Source organism: Collinsella aerofaciens (assembly GCF_002736145.1).
In the GTDB taxonomy this organism is placed as follows: domain Bacteria; phylum Actinomycetota; class Coriobacteriia; order Coriobacteriales; family Coriobacteriaceae; genus Collinsella; species Collinsella aerofaciens_A.
Window position 1 is genome coordinate 763,473 of record NZ_CP024160.1, and the last position, 16,631, is coordinate 780,103.

Consider the following 16,631-nt stretch of genomic DNA (forward strand, 5'->3'; position numbering starts at 1 on the left):
TTTTAGCACGGTTTTTAACGGCGGGGGTGCACGGGTGTTTCACACACCCCCGCCGTCGCTTCTATCGCATCGTTGAAAGGATGCAACCATGCTGCTACCCGATTCCAAGACCGAGCTCGTCCGCCGTGGCAACAAGGTCGTTTACGACCTGGGCGACAAGATCGTCAAGGTCTTTAACGAGACCAAGCCTGTCTCCGACGTGTTCAACGAGGCTTTGAATCTTGCCCGCATCAATGAGTGCGGCATCCGCAGCCCCAAGGCTCTCGAGGTTTCCCAGCTCGAGAACGCCAACGGCTGGGCGCTCGTGACCGAGAAGGTTCCGGGCACCACCCTTGCCGAGAAGATGACTGCCGAGCCCCAGCGCTTTGGTGAGTATCTCGAGATGTTCGTCGACCTCCAGATCGAGATCCACGGCTACACCTCCCCGCTGCTCAACCGTCAGCGCGACAAGTTCGCCCGCATGATCGACAGCCTTGATCAGCTCAATGCCACCACGCGCTACAACCTACAGGAGCGTCTGGACGGCATGACCAAGGAGTTCAAGGTCTGCCACGGCGACTTCAACCCCTCCAACGTCATCGTCGGCGACGACGGCCAGCTCTATGTGTGCGACTGGGCACACGCCACCCAGGGCTCCCCTGCTGCCGACGTTGCCACCACCTACCTGCTCTTCGCCCTCAACAGCAAGGACCAGGCTGAGGCCTACCTGGAGCTCTACTGCGACCGCGCCGACATGCCCATGCAGGTCGTGCGTCAGTGGACGAGCATCGTCGCCGCTTCCGAGCTCGCTCGTAAGCGCAACGTGAACGATGAGTTCCTGAAGAACTGGATCGACGTCGTCGATTATCAGTAATATCTGAGCGATTTATTTCGCATCGGAGGCACAAGAAAACCCCGCAGCTCGAATGGGCTGTGGGGTTTTCCTTTTAGATATCGAGGATGCCATAAGATAAAAGGACGGCCCCACATCTCCCCGATCTGGAGAAATGCGAGGCCGTCCCGTATATCGAACTACAAGCGAAATCGTCGATTAACGGCGGGCCGCCTTAACAAGCTCGGCAACCTTGGCGACGACCTCGTCAATCGCCACGTCCTCGCGCTCGCCCGTGGCACGATCCTTGAGCTCAACGGTGCCATTCTTAAGGCCACGCTTGCCAAGCACCACCTGATACGGGAATCCCATAAGGTCGTTATCGGCAAACTTAAAGCCGGGACGCTCGTCACGGTCGTCGACGACGACCTCGATACCCTCGGCGCACAGGCCCTCGACGATTTGGTCGCAGACGGTTGCGCACTCCTCCTTCTTGGGATCGAGCGGAATCACCGCGACCTCGTACGGGGCAACGGAAACCGGCCAGACGATACCGTGCTCGTCGTTGTGCTGCTCCACGACGGCAGCAAGCGAGCGGGACACGCCCACGCCGTAGCAACCCATGATAAGCGGCTTCTCCTTGCCGTCCTCATCCATAAAGGTGGCACCCATGGCCTCGGAGTACTTGGTGCCCAGCTGGAAGACCTGGGAAACCTCGATGCCGCGAGCAGCAGAGAGCGGCTTGCCGCAGTGCGGACAGGGATCACCGGCGACGACGGTAACCAGATCGGCCCACTCGTCGACGGTAAAGTCACGCTCGGGGCAGGCACCGGTAAAGTGATAGTCGACCTCGTTGGCGCCACAGGCCCACTGCTTGGACTCGCGCAGGCTCTCGTCGCAGACCAGACGAATGCCCTCGGGCAGGTTGACCGGTCCGATAAAGCCCTTGTGCAGACCGTTCGCCTGAAGCTCCTCGTCGGTCATCATGCGATAGCCCTTGCCAAAGACATGCTCGGCCTTGCAGTCATTGAGCTCGTGGTCGCCCGGGACAATGGCCACGACTGGCTTGCCCTCGGCATCGATCAACGCCAGCGACTTGCGCGTACCGTTCTCGGGGAAGCCAAAGAACTTGGCAACGGCCTCGATGGTGCCCATGCCCGGAGTCTCGACCTTGGTGAGCGTACCGTCGCCGGGGCCCTCGGTCACGACGACCTTGGTGCTTGCCGCCTCGTCATCAGCAGCGAAGCCGCAATCGTCGCAGTAGACGAGCGAAGCCTCGCCAGCGTCGGCCAAAGCCATGTACTCGACGGAGGTATCGCCACCGATCTCGCCGGAGTCGGCGACAACGGGCAGAGCCTTGATGCAGCAGCGCTCGCAAATGTTGGCATAGGCCTGCTTCATCTTGTCGTACTCCTCCTGCAGGCTCTCCTGCGTAGCAGAGAAGCTGTAGGCGTCCTTCATGATGAACTCGCGACCGCGCATCAGGCCAAAGCGGGGACGGAACTCGTCGCGGAACTTGTCCTGAATGTGGTACAGGTTGACGGGCAGTTGCTTATAGGAGCGCAGCTCGTTGCGCACCAGGGCCGTGACGGTCTCCTCATGCGTGGGGCCTAACACAAACTCGCGACCATGACGGTCATCAAAGCGCACGAGCTCCTTGCCATAGGCATCGATACGGCCGGATTCACGCCACAGCTCGGCGTCGACCATAATGGGCATCATGAGCTCCTGGGCGCCCGCAGCGTCCATCTCGTCGCGGACGATGTTCTCGATCTTGCGGATCGAGCGCCAAGCAAGCGGCAGATAGGAATACAGACCGGCAGCCTCCTTGCGGATCATGCCGGCACGGAGCAGCAGGCGGTGGCTGGCGAGCTCAGCGTCCGCCGGATCCTCTTTAAGCGTCGGCGCATAGAGCTTAGACATATACATTGCTCGAGTCATTTACTTCTCCTCAATAAGTTTGTCGACCTCGGCCATCAGCGCGTCGACAATTTGATCCTCAGCTACTTTACCAATGATCTGGCCATGCGAAAAGAGCAGGCCCTGACCACGCCCGCAGGCAACACCCAGGTCGGCGTCAGATGCCTCTCCGGGGCCGTTGACCGCACATCCCATCACGGCGATCGAAAGCGGCGCGGAATAGTTCTTAAGCCGCTCGGTGACCTCCTCGGCGATGGGAATGAGGTTAACCTGGCAGCGGGCGCACGTGGGGCACGAGACAATCTCGGGACCACGGCGACGCAGGCCCAGCGACTGTAGAATTCCCCAGGCGACCGGCGGCTCCTCAACCGGATCGGCCGTGAGCGACACACGCATGGTGTCGCCGATGCCTTCGGAAAGCAAGATACCCAAGCCTACAGAGCTCTTGATGGTGCCCTGAAGCTTGGTCCCCGCCTCCGTCACGCCCAGGTGGAGCGGAACATGCGGTATCTCGCGCGACAGGGCTCGATAGGTATCAAGCGTCGTCTGTACGCTATGGGCCTTGGCGGATAGCACGATGTTGGTAAACCCACGGTCCTCAAAGTGCCGCACAAAGCGCTCGCTCGACATCACGAGCTTCTCGGGCTGCGTAAGCTCGTCGCGCTCGGCGATATCCTGCTCGAGCGAGCCGGCATTAACGCCGATGCGAATCGCACAGCCCGCAGCGCCGGCAGCGTCGATGACGGCATCGACCTTAGCCCAATCGCCGATATTACCGGGATTGATGCGCAGTTTGGCGGCACCAGCCTCGACGGCGCCGATGGCGAGCTTATGGTTAAAGTGAATATCGGCGACAATCGGCACCGGGGACTCAGCACAGATGGTACGGAAGCCCTCGAGAGCGGCCTCGGTGGGCACGCTCACGCGCACGATATCGCAGCCCGCGCGCGCCAACGCGCGAACCTGCCCAAGCGTTGCCTGAGCATCGGCGGTATCGGTGCAAGTCATGGACTGAACCACGACCGGCGCGCCGCCGCCGATCTGCACGCCGCCCACATGCACGGGGCGCGTCAGCTCGCGCGGCAAAGAATGGGATAGAGACAATCCAAACACTCCCCTACAGAATAAATCGAAGGATGTCGGAACGAAGCATATAGACAAACAGCAGTGCGAAGAGTGCGATGCCCACATAGCTCACAATCGTCTGGACCTTGAGAGGCAGCTCGCGGCCAGTAATCTTTTGAATGATCTCGATGACCAACTTGCCGCCGTCGAGCGGCGGGATAGGCAGCAAGTTCATAAAGCCCAGCGAGAACGAGATGAGCGCGGCAAACGACAAGAACGTGATGGGGCCGGCAGCAGCTGCCTGCGAAGACATGACGCTAATACCCACAATCGAGGAGGACTGATCGAGGATCTCCATCGTATGCTGCGGCTGGAGCAGGCGTAGCACGCCCTCCGCCGTCTGCGCAACATAGGAGAAGGAGAGGCGCGCCGAGGTGATGGGGTCCAAACGAACCACCTGCGTAGAGGCATAAACGCCCAGGCGTTCGTTCTCTTTGAGTGCGACCGAGGTCGAGCACTGCTTGCCATCGCGCTCATACTCAATAGCAATATCGTCCTTACCGGCGGCCTTGCCGATGGCGTCGTAGACATCCATCCAAGTGGAACATGAGACACCGTCAACCGAAAGGATCGCATCACCGGCCTCGATACCCGCTTTGGCGGCAATAGACCCCTCGTCAACCTGACCGATCACGTTGGTATCCATCGGCACGGTGACACCCGCAATGGAATAGATGCTCATAAGGAGCAAAAAGCCCGTCAAGATATTGACGATAATGCCCGCGAGCAGCATAAAGGCGCGCTTGAGAAAGCCTTGGCCAAGATAGGTGTGCGAGCGCTCTTGCGCAAGGAACTCGGCCTCGCCGCACGGCAGCTCCCACACATCGCCCTCGGCAGTCGCATGTTCGCGATCGAAACGGCGACCATCAAAGGTGGTATAGCCTGCCGTGTCTCGCGGCAACGTCTGATATTTGGTGGGATAGTAGCTCGGCGAGGGCTTCTCCCCTTCCTCATACCAGGGTGCGATGGAACCCCAGCCCAGCAAAAGGGCGCATGCCTCGAGCACATCCTCCTCGGAAAGCTCGAGCTCGACAGCAAGGCCGGCCACGGTCACGCGACCATGACGATAAATAGCCGCGAGCACGCGATCGGCGCACGAGACATCGGTCGGATCCATACCGCAGATGGCAGCGTAGCCACCCAGCAGCAGCGGGGTCACGCCAAACTTGGTTCCAATGCGACGCGACGTGTAATGGATGTCAAAGCGGCACGGCAGACCCAAAAAGAACTCGGTCACACGGACGCCGCAGGCACGCGCCGCCAAAAAGTGGCCGCCCTCGTGCAAAAACACGAGGACGGAAAGCATCAGCAGGCCCCAAAAGACCGATGAGAGAACGCTCAGAACAGTATCCATAAAACGAAAAAGCAATCCTTATGGGTTAGGAACGGGTTGCGGCGAGCACCTGCGCAGCTTTTTCACGCGCCCACGAATCGATGTCGCGAAGCTGCTCAAACGAATCGACCGCCTGCATATCGTGGGCGTCCATGCAGGATTCCACAATGCGATCGATATCGGTAAAGCTGCAGCCATCGTGCAGGAAGGCATCGACGGCGACCTCGTTGGCGGCATTGAGCACGCACGGCATGGTGCCACCCGTCTTGCCGGCACGCTCGGCCAGTGCCAGACAGCGGAAGGTATCCATGTCGGCAGCATCAAACGTGAGCTGCCCCAGCTCGCGGAAATCGATACGAGGCGCCGGGGTATCCCAACGCTCGGGATACGAGAACGCGAACTGGATGGGAATACGCATGTCGGATGCACCGAGATGCGCCATCACGGAGCCGTCGGCGAACTCGACCATAGAGTGAATCTTGGACTGACGCTGCACGACCACGTTAATGAAATCGAGGTCGCAGTTAAACAGATGCATGGCCTCAATGCGCTCCAGACCCTTGTTCATGAGGGTGGCAGAGTCAATGGTGATCTTGGCACCCATGGCCCACGTGGGATGCGCGAGGGCATCGGCACGCGTCACGCGATCGAGCTCGTCGCGCGTGCGGCCAAAGAACGGACCGCCCGAGCAGGTGAGCCAAATGCAGTGGGCCTCGCGCGGGTTCTCCCCCAGATAGCACTGGTAGATGGCGGAATGCTCAGAGTCGACCGGAATAAGCTGGCCCGGTTGCGCCAACGGCATAAGCAAGTCGCCACCGACGACGAGGGACTCCTTGTTGGCAAGGGCAAGGCGCTTATTCGAGGTCAAGGCCGCATGGCTCGCCTCGAGACCGGCGGCGCCCACAATAGCGACAAGCACGCAGTCGACATCGTCGCGACACGCGAGCTCGCAAACCGCCTGCGCGCCAACGCCGAGCTTCGTTCCCTCGGGCAACTCCTGCAGCACGGCGTCATCGCCATGATCGACATCGGCCACGGCAACCGCCGGAACCGAGAACTCGCGGGCAGCGGCAACGAGCTCGGAGGTACTGGAGTTAACGGACAGCGCCGTCACCTGCAGGCGATCGGCATGCTGGCGGCACACATCGAGCGCCTGTGTGCCGATAGAGCCCGTACAACCCAGGATGGCAACGCGAAGGCGTCCATCGGGGCCATACGTCGTCTGGAAGGACATTACAGCACGCCTCCGATCATCAGCAACAGCTGCGCGGTGATGCAGCCGAAGATAAGCGAGTCGCTACGATCGAGCATGCCGCCGTGGCCCGGGATAAGGTTGCCGGAATCCTTGACGCCCACACCGCGCTTGATGCGCGACTCGATAAGGTCGCCGATAACGCCCAGAATGGACACGACCACGCCGCACAGCAACGCATAGGGCAGGCTGAGCTTGTAGAAGTGCGTCGCCCACAGGATGAGCCAAATCAAAACCGAGCCCAGGATGCCGCCGGCAAACCCCTCCCAGCTCTTTTTGGGAGAGATCTTGGGAACCATCTTGTGCTTGCCGATACGGCTGCCCACGATGTAGGCAAACGAATCGGAGACCCAAAGGGACGCGCAAACGCCCACTGAAAGCAGGGCACCGGCAAAACCGGGCACGGCATCGCGCAGGAGCACGATAGCCGACAGCATAAAGCCAGTGTAGATGGGGCCCATGAGCGTCACGGCCACATCAGAGATACGGGTACGCGGCGACCAGACATACCAAATGCCCACAGCGAGCATCAAGGCAAAAAGCAGGGCATTCAGCAACATCGAATCGCCCAACGCCGACAGCGGAAAGAGTACGGCGGCAGCGATACCCATGCGCTCGTTAGCCATCTTGCCATCGAGCCTTGTCATACGGAAAAACTCAAAGCAGCACAGGCCGCTCATGACAGAAACAAAGATGGCAGTGGGCACGATACCCAAAACCAGGCACAGGATAAAGACAACGGCATAAACGATACCGGCGGCGGCACGGGTAATAAAGCCCGCAAGCCACGAACCGGTGCCATTCTTCGCTGCGGGCGCTCCCGCAGCGACAGCCTTGCGCTCAGATGTCTTGGGAGCAGTTGCCTTGGGACGATCGGACACGATTAAGCCTCCTCGGTCTTGCTCAGACCACCAAACCTACGGTCACGGCCCTGATAGGCCAAAATGGCGTCGACAAGGCCCCAACGATCAAAGTCGGGCCAATAGGTATCGGTGACATAGAACTCGGAATAAGCCACCTGCCACAGCAGATAGTTCGAAAGGCGCAGCTCACCAGAGGTGCGAATCACAAGCTCAGGATCGGGAAGGCCGGCGGTATAGAGGTGGGAAGCCACCATGTCGTCATCAATTGCGACAGGATCGATCTTACCGGCGGCAGCGTCGAGTGCAATCTGACGGACAGCGCGGGTAATCTCGGCACGCGCGCCGTAGTTGACGGCAAGCGCCAGCGTCATACCGGTGTGATCGGCGCACTCGGCAAGACCGCGTTCAAAAACGTCGCGGGTCTTCTTGGGCAGCGCGGAAATGTCACCCAAAAAGACAACACGCACGTTTTCGCGCTTCAGAAGCGGCAGCTCGTCGATAAACGTCTTGGCAAACAGATGCATCAAGACGTTGACCTCATGCTGCGGACGGTTCCAGTTTTCGGTAGAAAATGCATAGGCAGAAAGCACGTCGACGCCCAGGCGCACGCAGGCGGTAATGATCTCGCGCAGCGAGACGATACCTGCCTTATGACCCTCGGTGCGTGCAAGACCGCGCGACGTGGCCCAACGACCGTTGCCGTCCATGATGCACGAGATATGGTGCGGAATGTTATTGAGGTCAAGGTCGGAAAAACCGACGCCCGCAGGGGCGTCGGCAAAGTACTCGACCAGTTTATGCTCGTCGTATTGCACCTTAGATCTCCATGACCTCGGCTTCTTTTTCCTTCAGAAGCTCCTCGACCTTGGCGACATACTCATCGGTGTGCTTCTGGACCTTGGCCTGCTCGCGACGGACATCGTCCTCGGTGAGCTCCTCATCGCGCTCGAGCTTATTGTTGAAGTCGCGACGGATGTTACGGATAGACACCTTGGCCTGCTCGGCGTACTCGCGGCACTCCTTGACGAGCTCGCGACGGCGCTCCTCAGTGGGGGCCGGGAACGGCAGACGAACGACGGTGCCATCGGAGTTGGGGGTAATGCCCAGATCGGAAGCGCCGATGGCCTTGACGATAGCGTTGATGAGCGCCTTGTCCCACGGCTCGATGAGCAGCATGTGAGCCTCGGGGGTCTTGACGGCGGCAACCTGCGTGACCGGCGTGGGGACACCGTAATAATCAACGGTGATGTCGGACAGAATGTTGGCGTTGGCGCGGCCGGTACGAACCTTGGAGAAGTTATGCTTGAGGGACTCGAGCGACTTGTCCATATGGGCGGTGATGTTCTCTGCCATGCTTAATCCTCCTGATAGACGAGCGTGCCGACGGGCTCACCCGAAAGCGCGCGCTTGACGGTGTCCTCGCCATCGATGTTGAGGACCAAAATCGGCATACGGTTATCCTGACACAGTGCCGTAGCCGTGGAATCCATAACCTGCAGACCGCGGACGAGAACCTCGTGATAGGTAATCTTGTCAAAACGGACGGCATCGGCGCACTTGACGGGATCTTTGTCGTAGATGCCGTCAACCTTGGTGGCTTTAATCAGAATCTCGGCGCCAATCTCGCACGCACGAAGAGCCGCGGCGGTGTCGGTCGTAAAGTACGGATTGCCCGAACCGGCAGCGAAGATGACGACGTTGCCCTTGGACAGATGGTTGATAGCGCGGCGACGAATATAGGGCTCGCAGATCTCGTTCATCTGGATAGCGCTCATCACGCGGCAGGGAACATCGTTGTGCTCGAAGGCATCCTGCAGGGCGAGCGCGTTCATAACGGTTGCCAGCATGCCCATGTAGTCGGCCTGAGCACGCTCCATGCCACCGGCAGCGCCTGCCATGCCGCGGAAAATATTGCCACCGCCGACAACGACGCCGACCTCATGGCCAACGGCGAGCAGCTCCTTGACCTGCTTGGCAAGATGGTCGGTAACCTTGGGGTCGATGCCATATTGGCCGTCGCCCATCAGTGCTTCGCCGGAAAGCTTAAGAAGCACGCGTTTATATCGGATGTCGGACAAAGCGATCCTCCTTTAATTAGACTCTCAATATGATATCAAAGGCTCTGATAAGAGCCATGAAAAAGCAGGCTGTGAGTAAAACCCACAGCCTGCTCATTACCAGCTACAAGAGCTTATTTACTCGCCACGGACCAGACGGTCAAAGGCAACGACGGTAATGGTGTCGCCGAGCTCCTTGGAGACCTGCTCAGCGTACTTCTTGATGGTGAGGGAGCTGTCCTTGATGAACTCCTGCTCGGTGAGCACGGACTGCTTGTAGAACTTCTCCAGACGGCCAACAGCCATCTTCTCCTGGATAGCCTCGGGCTTGCCGGACTCGGCAGCCTGGGCCATGTAGATCTGCTTCTCGTGCTCGACGGTCTCGGCCGGAACCTGATCGCGGGTAGCGCAGATCGGTGCGACGGCGGCAACCTGAAGGGCAACGTCGTGAGCGAAGGTCTTGAAGGACTCAGCCTGAGCGGTCTCGGCCTTCTCGAAGGCGAACTCGACGAGGACGCCGATCTTACCACCCATGTGGATGTAAGAAGCGAGCGCGCCATTCTCGGCCTTGCGGGCAGCGAAGCGGGAGATCTTCATGTTCTCGCCCATGATGTGAATCATCTCGGTGAGCTCGGAGGAAACGGTCTCCTCGCCCATCGGCTTCTCGAGCAGAGCGTCGACGTCAGCAGGCTCGGTGGTAGCGACAACCTCAGCGACCTTAGAAGCAAAGCCGGTGAACTTGGCGTTGGAGCCAACGAAGTCGGTCTCGCAGGAGAGCTCGAGCAGAGCGCCGGTCTTGCCATCCTCGGAGACGAACGCGGCGACAGCGCCCTCGTTGGTCTCACGGCCAGCCTTCTTGGCAGCCTTGGCGAGGCCGTTCTTGCGCAGAACGTCGACAGCGGCGTCCATGTCGCCGTCAGCCTCGACGAGAGCCTTCTTGCACTCCATCATCGGGGAGTCGGTCATCTCGCGGAGCTGCTTGACCATAGCGGCGGTAATCTGGGCCATTGTGGTTCCTTTCAAAGAGATGAAAAAGAATTAACTAAGACTGATTTACTCGGCCTTGGGCTCAGCGGCCATCTCGGCCTCGGAGACCTGCTCCTTACCGGAGCCAGCGAGGCAGGCATCAGCCATGAGCTCGCACATAAGGGTGACAGCGGAGATAGCGTCATCGTTGCAGGGGATGCCGTACTCGACCTCGTCGGGATCGGAGTTGGTGTCAATCAGAGCGACGACGGGGATGTTCAGGCGCTGGGCCTCCTTGATGGCGTTCTCCTCGCGCTTGGTGTCGATGACGAAGAGAGCCTGGGGCAGACCCTTCATGTCGCGGGCGCCACCGAGGTTGGTCTGGAGCTTGGTGAGCTCCTTGCCGAGAACAGCCTGCTCCTTCTTGGGCAGAACAGCCATGCGGCCGTCCTCGACCATGGCCTCGAGCTCCTCCATGCGGTTGATGCGGGAGCGGATGGTGACGAAGTTGGTCAGCATACCGCCGAGCCAACGCTGGTTGATGTAAGGCATGTTGGCGCGCTCAGCAGCGTTCTTGACGGCCTCCTGAGCCTGCTTCTTGGTGCCGACGAACAGCACGTTGCCGCCCTTGGCGACGTTCTTGACGAAGGTGTAGGCCTGGTCGGCGTCGAGGATGGTCTGCTTGAGGTCGAGGATGTAGATGCCGTTGCGCTCACCGAAGATGAACGGCTTCATCTTGGGGTTCCAGCGACGGGTCTGGTGACCGAAGTGGCAGCCGGCCTCGAGCAGGGTGCGGATATTAATCTTGGTAGCCATGTTAAACCTCCTGTGGTTTGCCTCCGCGCGGGGTCATCCTCCAAAACCAACCCGGACATGTGCTACCAAAGCCCGGGCACCACGGTATGAAGTAGCCGCGCGTGCGTGATAAAAACATGTTGCCGTGAAGCAACCCGATGAATGATAGCAGGAATGCTTCTTCCTGCCAACCCGCAATCAAAACCACACACCTGAGTGCGGCGCGGGACGTCCCAGCCACTATTCGCCGCGGGGATGGGCTTGAGCCACAGCACGCTTAAGCCGATCGGGTGTGAGATGCGTGTAGATCTGCGTCGTGGACAGGCTCGCATGACCCAGCAGCTCTTGAACCGAGCGCAGGTCCGCGCCGCCCTCGAGCAAGTCGGTCGCAAAGGTATGGCGCATCGCATGCGGGGCGATGTCGGCCGGAATGCCGGCGAGCGTCGCCAGCATATGAAACCGCCGCCTGAGCATGGCGGCACTCATGCGATTACCGCGCGCCGATATAAGCAGCGGATGCGGCCCGGTAGCGAGGTCACGGCGCTTTGCCTGAGCGAGCAACTCCGGCCTTCCCTCCTCGATATAGAGGCGCGTCACCTCGAGCGCACGACGATACAGGGGGACGATACGTTCCTTGCCCCCCTTGCCCCACAGGCGCAACGTGCGTTCGGACCAAGCGATGGACTCCACATTGAGTGCTGCGAGCTCAGAGATACGGGCGCCAGATGCATAGAGCAGCTCGAGCATCGCCGCATCGCGCAGTCCCGCAGGCGTCGATGTATCAGGCGTCTTGAGCAGCGCCTCGACCTGCAGGGTCGTAAGGACGCCCGGCAGGTCACGCGGCAGCTTGGGCGATGCGATCGCCGAGACCGCATCGCCCTCGACAATCCCCTCGGCAGCCATCCAGCGATAGAGCGATCGGATAGCCGACAGGTGCGCCGCAAGCGTTCGGGGAGCCACCTGCTCACGCGAAAGCTCGGCAAGATAGCGACGAATGGTGCGCACGTCGGCAGCGAAGGCATCGATATCCTCGCGCTCGCACCAGGCAGCGAAGCGTTCCAGCCTCGAGCCATAGGCCGTCACCGTGTTGGGAGAAAGTCCCTCGACGCGTGCGATATAGGCGATAAACGAGTCGACGGTGTCGTACAGGTCAAAGGCTATGACCGGTCGCCTCCAAACAGATCGGGGCGAGTGGCCAGATAGGCATCAAGGGCCTCGAGCGCACGGTCCGCATAGGCCTGGTAGCGGTCGCGCTTGCTGCGGCGCTTACCATCCTCGAGTGGAGGCACCAGGCCAAAGTTGACATGCATGGGCTGATAGCCCACGGTGGCAGGATCGGTCGCATAACCCACGAGCGCACCCAGGGCGCCCACAGGCGGCAACTCGACGCCCGCGGCACCGATAGCCTCGGCATAGGTGTTGAGCGCCGCGAGCAGACCTGTCGCCACGGCTTCCATGTACCCCTCGGTGCCGGTGATCTGGCCGGCCAGGCGCACGCCGGTACCGGGCACGGCAAAGGTGCCATCGAGCACGTGCGGGGCATCGACAAAGGTATTGCGGTGCATGACACCGTAGCGGAAGAACTCAGCGTTCTCCAGGCCCGGCACCATATGGAAGACGCGCTTCTGCTCGCCAAAGGTCAGGTTGGTCTGGAAGCCCACCAGGTTATAGGCGGTCTTCTCCTTGTTCTCGGCACGCAGCTGAATCGCCGCCCAGGGGCGACGTCCGGTACGCGGGTCGGTGAGGCCGACGGGCTTCATGGCACCAAAGCGGATGGCATCCTTGCCCGTGCGCGCGACCTCCTCGGCGGGCTGGCAGGCCTGGAACAGATCGCCGCCCTCAAAGTCTTTGAGCACCACGCGGTCGGCCGTGGTAAGCGCCTCGATAAAGGCCTCGTACTCCTCCTTGTTGAGCGGAGCGTTGAGATAGTCGCCGCTCCCCTGCTCCTCGTAGCGCGACTGCGAGAACAGCACGTCCATATCGAGCGTGGAGGCATCGACGATCGGCGCCGCGGCATCGAAGAACGCAAGGGCGTCGCCACCGACGAGCTTCATGACCTCTTCGCTCAGCGCCGGCGAGCACAGGGGGCCCGCGGCAATGACCACGTGGCCCTCGGGAATCTGCGTGACCTCGCCGTGCACGACCTCGATATTGGGACGAGCGGCAACTTCGGCCTCGACAAGCTCGGAAAACTTGACGCGATCGACCGCTAAGGCGCCACCGGCGGGAACAGCCGCGCGATGGGCGCAATCGAGCAGAACTGAACCCATGCGCTCAAGCTCGGCCTTCAGCAAACCAGCCGCGGAATCCGGACGGGTCGACTTAAACGAATTGGAGCAGACGAGCTCTGCCAGGTGATCGGTATGGTGGGCCGGGGAGCTCACCTGGGGGCGCATCTCGCACAGCTTTACGGCAAACCCGCGATCTGCCAGCTGGATCGCGCACTCCGAACCCGCCAGACCGCCACCGATAACTGTCACCTGATCGAACTGCATCTGCAAACACCTTTCTAATTGACACGTTTTCCATTGTGACCGAAGGGTGTCTGGGCGTGAAGGGCAAACTTGGAGGGCGCATACCTTCCATCCATCATGCGCTCGATAAGACCCTCGAACTCAAGCGAGCCCAGGAGCTTAAGTACGCCGACGGCATCGAGCGAGACGAGCGCCGCGATGTCGTCGACCTTGAGCGGAGAGGCGATGAGCGCATGCATCACGGTCTGCTGCGTTTGATCCAGGTCGGCAATGCCGGGAGCATCGGGGCGCGAGTAGCGCAGGGTGCCGTAGATGCGTGAGATAGCCATCTCGATAGATTCCTCGTCGATGATGCAGCAGGCACCGTTCGCAATGAGGTAATTCGTGCCACGCGACTCGGGCGATAGGATCGACCCCGGCACGGCAAGAAGTTCACGCCCCAAATCCATAGCAGCCTCGGCTGTAGAAAACGTCCCGGAAGGCATACCCGCCTCGGATACAAAGAGGGCTTGCGACAGGGCCGCGATCACGCGATTGCGGCGCGGAAAGGCAAACTTGCGAGGACCCATGCCCCACGGGGAGATCGACACGACCGCGCCACCCGTATCGAGCGTGCGCGTAATAAGCCCCGCGCTCGAGCGCGGATAGACCACGTCGGCGCCCGTCCCCAGCACCACGACGTGTTTGCCGCCAGCGTTGACCGCAGCCCAACCCGAGGCTTGGTCGCAACCGACCGCGCCGCCCGAAACCACCGTCACTCCCGCCTCGACCGCCACCTTTGCCGCAAGCTCTGCCACGGCAAGACCATACGGCGAGGCCTTGCGCGCGCCGATGATGGAGAGCGCGGGCGTCGAAAGCACCTCGGGGTTGCCGCGCACATAGAGCGTCTGGGGAACATCAGAAAGCTCCAAAACAGTCTCGGGATACAACGCATCACCTGGATGCAGCTCAAAGGTCCCCTCGGCCATCATTGGTCCCTCCTTCCCTGATACATCGCCGCCTCGAGCACGTGGTCCTGCGTCACTTGCTCGCTCTCGGCGACATCTGCGATCGTACGCGCAATGCGAACCAGGCGCACGATGCCGCGGCCCGTGAGATGCGTGCGCTTCGACAGGCCGAGCACACACTTCTCCGCCGCATCATCGAGCTCAAAGGTCGAAACGACGCCGTCAATGGACCGCGTCTCATCATCCTCGGCCTCGGCATCCGCATCGTCCATACGGGATTCGCGCCAAGCGCGAAAAGCGCGACCGCGCACAACGTAGTCACGCAACTCGGCAGACGACATACCCTCCGCACCCTCGATAATCACTTGGGGGTCGGGACGGGTCACATCGATCATCATGTCGATACGGTCGGCCAAAGGACCGCGCAGTTTAGACCGATAACGCTCGACCATCGCCGCCGAGCAGCGACACGGCACCTCACGATCGCCCAAAAAGCCGCAGGGGCAGGGATTGCTCGCAGCCAGCAGCTGAAAGCGCGACGGGAAGGTAAAGGCCCCGTCGACGCGTACGATCCTCACATAACCGCGTTCGATAGGCTGACGCAGCGTCTGCAGCACACCCGTGGGAAACTCGGCAAGCTCGTCCAAAAAGAGCACGCCGCCATGAGCAAGGCTGATCTCACCCGGGTGCACCGGGCGCCCGCCGCCGATAAGGCCTGCGGTCGAAATACTGTGGTGGGGACTGCGGAAGGGCCGATGACCTGCCAATAAGCCATCGATGTTCTCGCCCAAGACCGAATGGATGCACAGCGCCTCCTGTTGATCCTCAACGGAAAGCTCGGGCAGGATGCCGGTCATACGACGGGCGAGCATCGTCTTGCCCGATCCCGGGGACCCGATCATTAGCAAACCGAGCTCACCTGCCGCCGCAAGCGCCATGCCGCGTTTAGCGACTTCCTGCCCTAGTACGTCGGCATAGTCGAGCTCGGGCTCAAAGGTCGCCTCGAGCACTTCAGAATCCAAGTAGTGCCGCGCGGCATCGCCCATACCATGAGCAAGCTGAGACAAATGATCGATGAATCCACAATCAACGCCCGCAAGCGGCACATGCTGATCGGACCTGCCGGCGATAAAGGACAGCCCCATGTCGCGAGCCAGCAGCTGAAACGCCACCTCGCCCTTGACAGGAAGCACCGTACCGTCCAAGCCAAGCTCACCAGCAATAAGACAACGATCGAGGTTGTCGCGGGGAATCTGACCATCGGCCGCCAATACCGCGATGGCGATGGGCAGATCAAAGCCGCTACCGGTCTTGCGAATATCGCCGGGCGCCAGATTGACCGTAATGCCCGAGCGCGGAATCTCGAACCCGGCGGAGCGCATCGCACAGCGAATACGACCGCGTGACTCCATCACCTCCATACTCGGAATGCCGAGCATCTGGATGCCCGGAACGCCACCGGCAAGCGAGACCTCGACCGTGACGGGAATCGCCTCGACGCCACGGATGCAGGCCGCGTGAACGGCAAACGTCTCGAACGCCATCACGACACCTGCCAATCGAACGCGTTGTACTGATGCTCGATCTCGGCGATATGCCCGCCGCGAATGGTGACACCCACGGCATCGAAGCGAATCGCCTTGAGCGGATAATGTTCCATGAGATAGCAACTTGCGATGCGGCGGTAGCGGCGTTGCTTTTGGGCGTCCACGGCCTCCTCGGGAAAGACCCGCGTGTTGCAATCCAGTGCGACGCGTCTGGTCTTGACCTCGGCCATCACCACGACATCGTCGAGCTCATCGAGCAGCACCAGATCGGCCTCGCCCTCGGTGCAACGATAACCCTGCTCCAGCAAGGTGTAGCCGCGCTCGTTAAAGTAGTCGATGGTGATCAGCTCGCCCAGCATGCCCAGCTCGCGGGGACTGAGTCCCTTGATAAACTCGGGCGTCATCACCCCGCAGTCGAGCTCGCCGTTTTCCCAACGCTCCTTGAGCTGCTGCGTCTTGCTCTTTTTGCTTGCGGCACTCATGGGGTCTCCTTTCCCGCACACTGCAGTGCCCCGATGATGAGGGCACCTTTCATGCGGGT

At 60.7% G+C, this 16,631-nt stretch carries 16 protein-coding genes; 1 reads left to right on the top strand and 15 read right to left on the bottom strand.

Going from position 1 to position 16,631, the window contains the following annotated elements; translation table 11 throughout:
* Nucleotides 1–88: 88 nt before the first annotated feature.
* Nucleotides 89–853 (top strand): aminoglycoside phosphotransferase family protein, encoded by a 765-nt coding sequence (locus CSV91_RS03405; protein WP_006236119.1) that lies wholly within the window; start codon nucleotides 89–91, stop codon nucleotides 851–853.
* Between the two features lie 177 nt (nucleotides 854–1,030).
* Here the strand turns inward: CSV91_RS03405 and CSV91_RS03410 are convergent, their stop codons facing one another.
* The 15 genes from CSV91_RS03410 to CSV91_RS03480 form a co-directional block, all read right to left on the bottom strand.
* The gene (locus CSV91_RS03410; RefSeq protein ID WP_232049551.1) at nucleotides 1,031–2,752 is read right to left on the bottom strand and encodes a proline--tRNA ligase; all 1,722 of its coding nucleotides are present in this window, start codon (nucleotides 2,750–2,752) and stop codon (nucleotides 1,031–1,033) included.
* A complete protein-coding gene (gene ispG, locus CSV91_RS03415) occupies nucleotides 2,753–3,835 on the bottom strand; it encodes a flavodoxin-dependent (E)-4-hydroxy-3-methylbut-2-enyl-diphosphate synthase (RefSeq protein ID WP_099431812.1) in 1,083 nt (360 codons plus the stop codon). It lies immediately after the preceding gene.
* A gap of 13 nt (nucleotides 3,836–3,848) precedes the next feature.
* The gene (locus tag CSV91_RS03420) at nucleotides 3,849–5,210 is read right to left on the bottom strand and encodes a M50 family metallopeptidase (protein WP_099431813.1); all 1,362 of its coding nucleotides are present in this window, start codon (nucleotides 5,208–5,210) and stop codon (nucleotides 3,849–3,851) included.
* A gap of 25 nt (nucleotides 5,211–5,235) precedes the next feature.
* On the bottom strand, nucleotides 5,236–6,423 hold the full coding sequence (gene dxr, locus CSV91_RS03425) for a 1-deoxy-D-xylulose-5-phosphate reductoisomerase (RefSeq protein ID WP_099431814.1): 1,188 nt from the start codon (nucleotides 6,421–6,423) through the stop codon (nucleotides 5,236–5,238).
* Complete coding sequence (locus CSV91_RS03430) at nucleotides 6,423–7,322, bottom strand: phosphatidate cytidylyltransferase (protein WP_232049552.1); 900 nt, start codon at nucleotides 7,320–7,322, stop codon at nucleotides 6,423–6,425. Before CSV91_RS03430 ends, dxr begins: the two co-directional genes overlap by 1 nt.
* A 2-nt stretch (nucleotides 7,323–7,324) precedes the next feature.
* Entirely contained in the window at nucleotides 7,325–8,119 is a 795-nt protein-coding gene (locus CSV91_RS03435; protein ID WP_099431815.1) for an isoprenyl transferase, read from the bottom strand.
* 1 nt (nucleotide 8,120) lies between these two features.
* Nucleotides 8,121–8,657, bottom strand: coding sequence for a ribosome recycling factor (gene frr / locus CSV91_RS03440; protein ID WP_006236112.1), 537 nt, complete (start codon nucleotides 8,655–8,657; stop codon nucleotides 8,121–8,123).
* A gap of 2 nt (nucleotides 8,658–8,659) precedes the next feature.
* Nucleotides 8,660–9,382 carry a UMP kinase gene (gene pyrH / locus CSV91_RS03445; RefSeq protein WP_035138557.1) on the bottom strand — a complete coding sequence of 241 codons (723 nt, stop codon included), beginning with the start codon at nucleotides 9,380–9,382 and terminating at the stop codon, nucleotides 8,660–8,662.
* Nucleotides 9,383–9,499: 117 nt separating this feature from the next.
* On the bottom strand, nucleotides 9,500–10,369 hold the full coding sequence (gene tsf / locus CSV91_RS03450; protein ID WP_022094736.1) for a translation elongation factor Ts: 870 nt from the start codon (nucleotides 10,367–10,369) through the stop codon (nucleotides 9,500–9,502).
* A 45-nt stretch (nucleotides 10,370–10,414) separates the two neighbouring features.
* Nucleotides 10,415–11,143, bottom strand: coding sequence for a 30S ribosomal protein S2 (gene rpsB, locus CSV91_RS03455; protein ID WP_006236109.1), 729 nt, complete (start codon nucleotides 11,141–11,143; stop codon nucleotides 10,415–10,417).
* A 219-nt stretch (nucleotides 11,144–11,362) separates the two neighbouring features.
* Entirely contained in the window at nucleotides 11,363–12,283 is a 921-nt protein-coding gene (locus CSV91_RS03460; protein ID WP_099431816.1) for a tyrosine recombinase, read from the bottom strand.
* Nucleotides 12,280–13,617: a methylenetetrahydrofolate--tRNA-(uracil(54)-C(5))-methyltransferase (FADH(2)-oxidizing) TrmFO gene (trmFO, locus tag CSV91_RS03465; RefSeq protein WP_099431817.1), complete on the bottom strand. Its 1,338-nt coding sequence runs from the start codon at nucleotides 13,615–13,617 to the stop codon at nucleotides 12,280–12,282. The genes CSV91_RS03460 and trmFO overlap by 4 nt, the downstream gene beginning before the upstream one ends.
* Nucleotides 13,618–13,631: 14 nt before the next feature.
* Nucleotides 13,632–14,567 carry a DNA-processing protein DprA gene (locus CSV91_RS03470; protein ID WP_331219332.1) on the bottom strand — a complete coding sequence of 312 codons (936 nt, stop codon included), beginning with the start codon at nucleotides 14,565–14,567 and terminating at the stop codon, nucleotides 13,632–13,634.
* The gene (locus CSV91_RS03475; RefSeq protein ID WP_099431818.1) at nucleotides 14,564–16,087 is read right to left on the bottom strand and encodes a YifB family Mg chelatase-like AAA ATPase; all 1,524 of its coding nucleotides are present in this window, start codon (nucleotides 16,085–16,087) and stop codon (nucleotides 14,564–14,566) included. The genes CSV91_RS03470 and CSV91_RS03475 overlap by 4 nt, the downstream gene beginning before the upstream one ends.
* Nucleotides 16,087–16,572: a YraN family protein gene (locus tag CSV91_RS03480; RefSeq protein ID WP_099431819.1), complete on the bottom strand. Its 486-nt coding sequence runs from the start codon at nucleotides 16,570–16,572 to the stop codon at nucleotides 16,087–16,089. Before CSV91_RS03480 ends, CSV91_RS03475 begins: the two co-directional genes overlap by 1 nt.
* Nucleotides 16,573–16,631 lie beyond the last annotated feature (59 nt).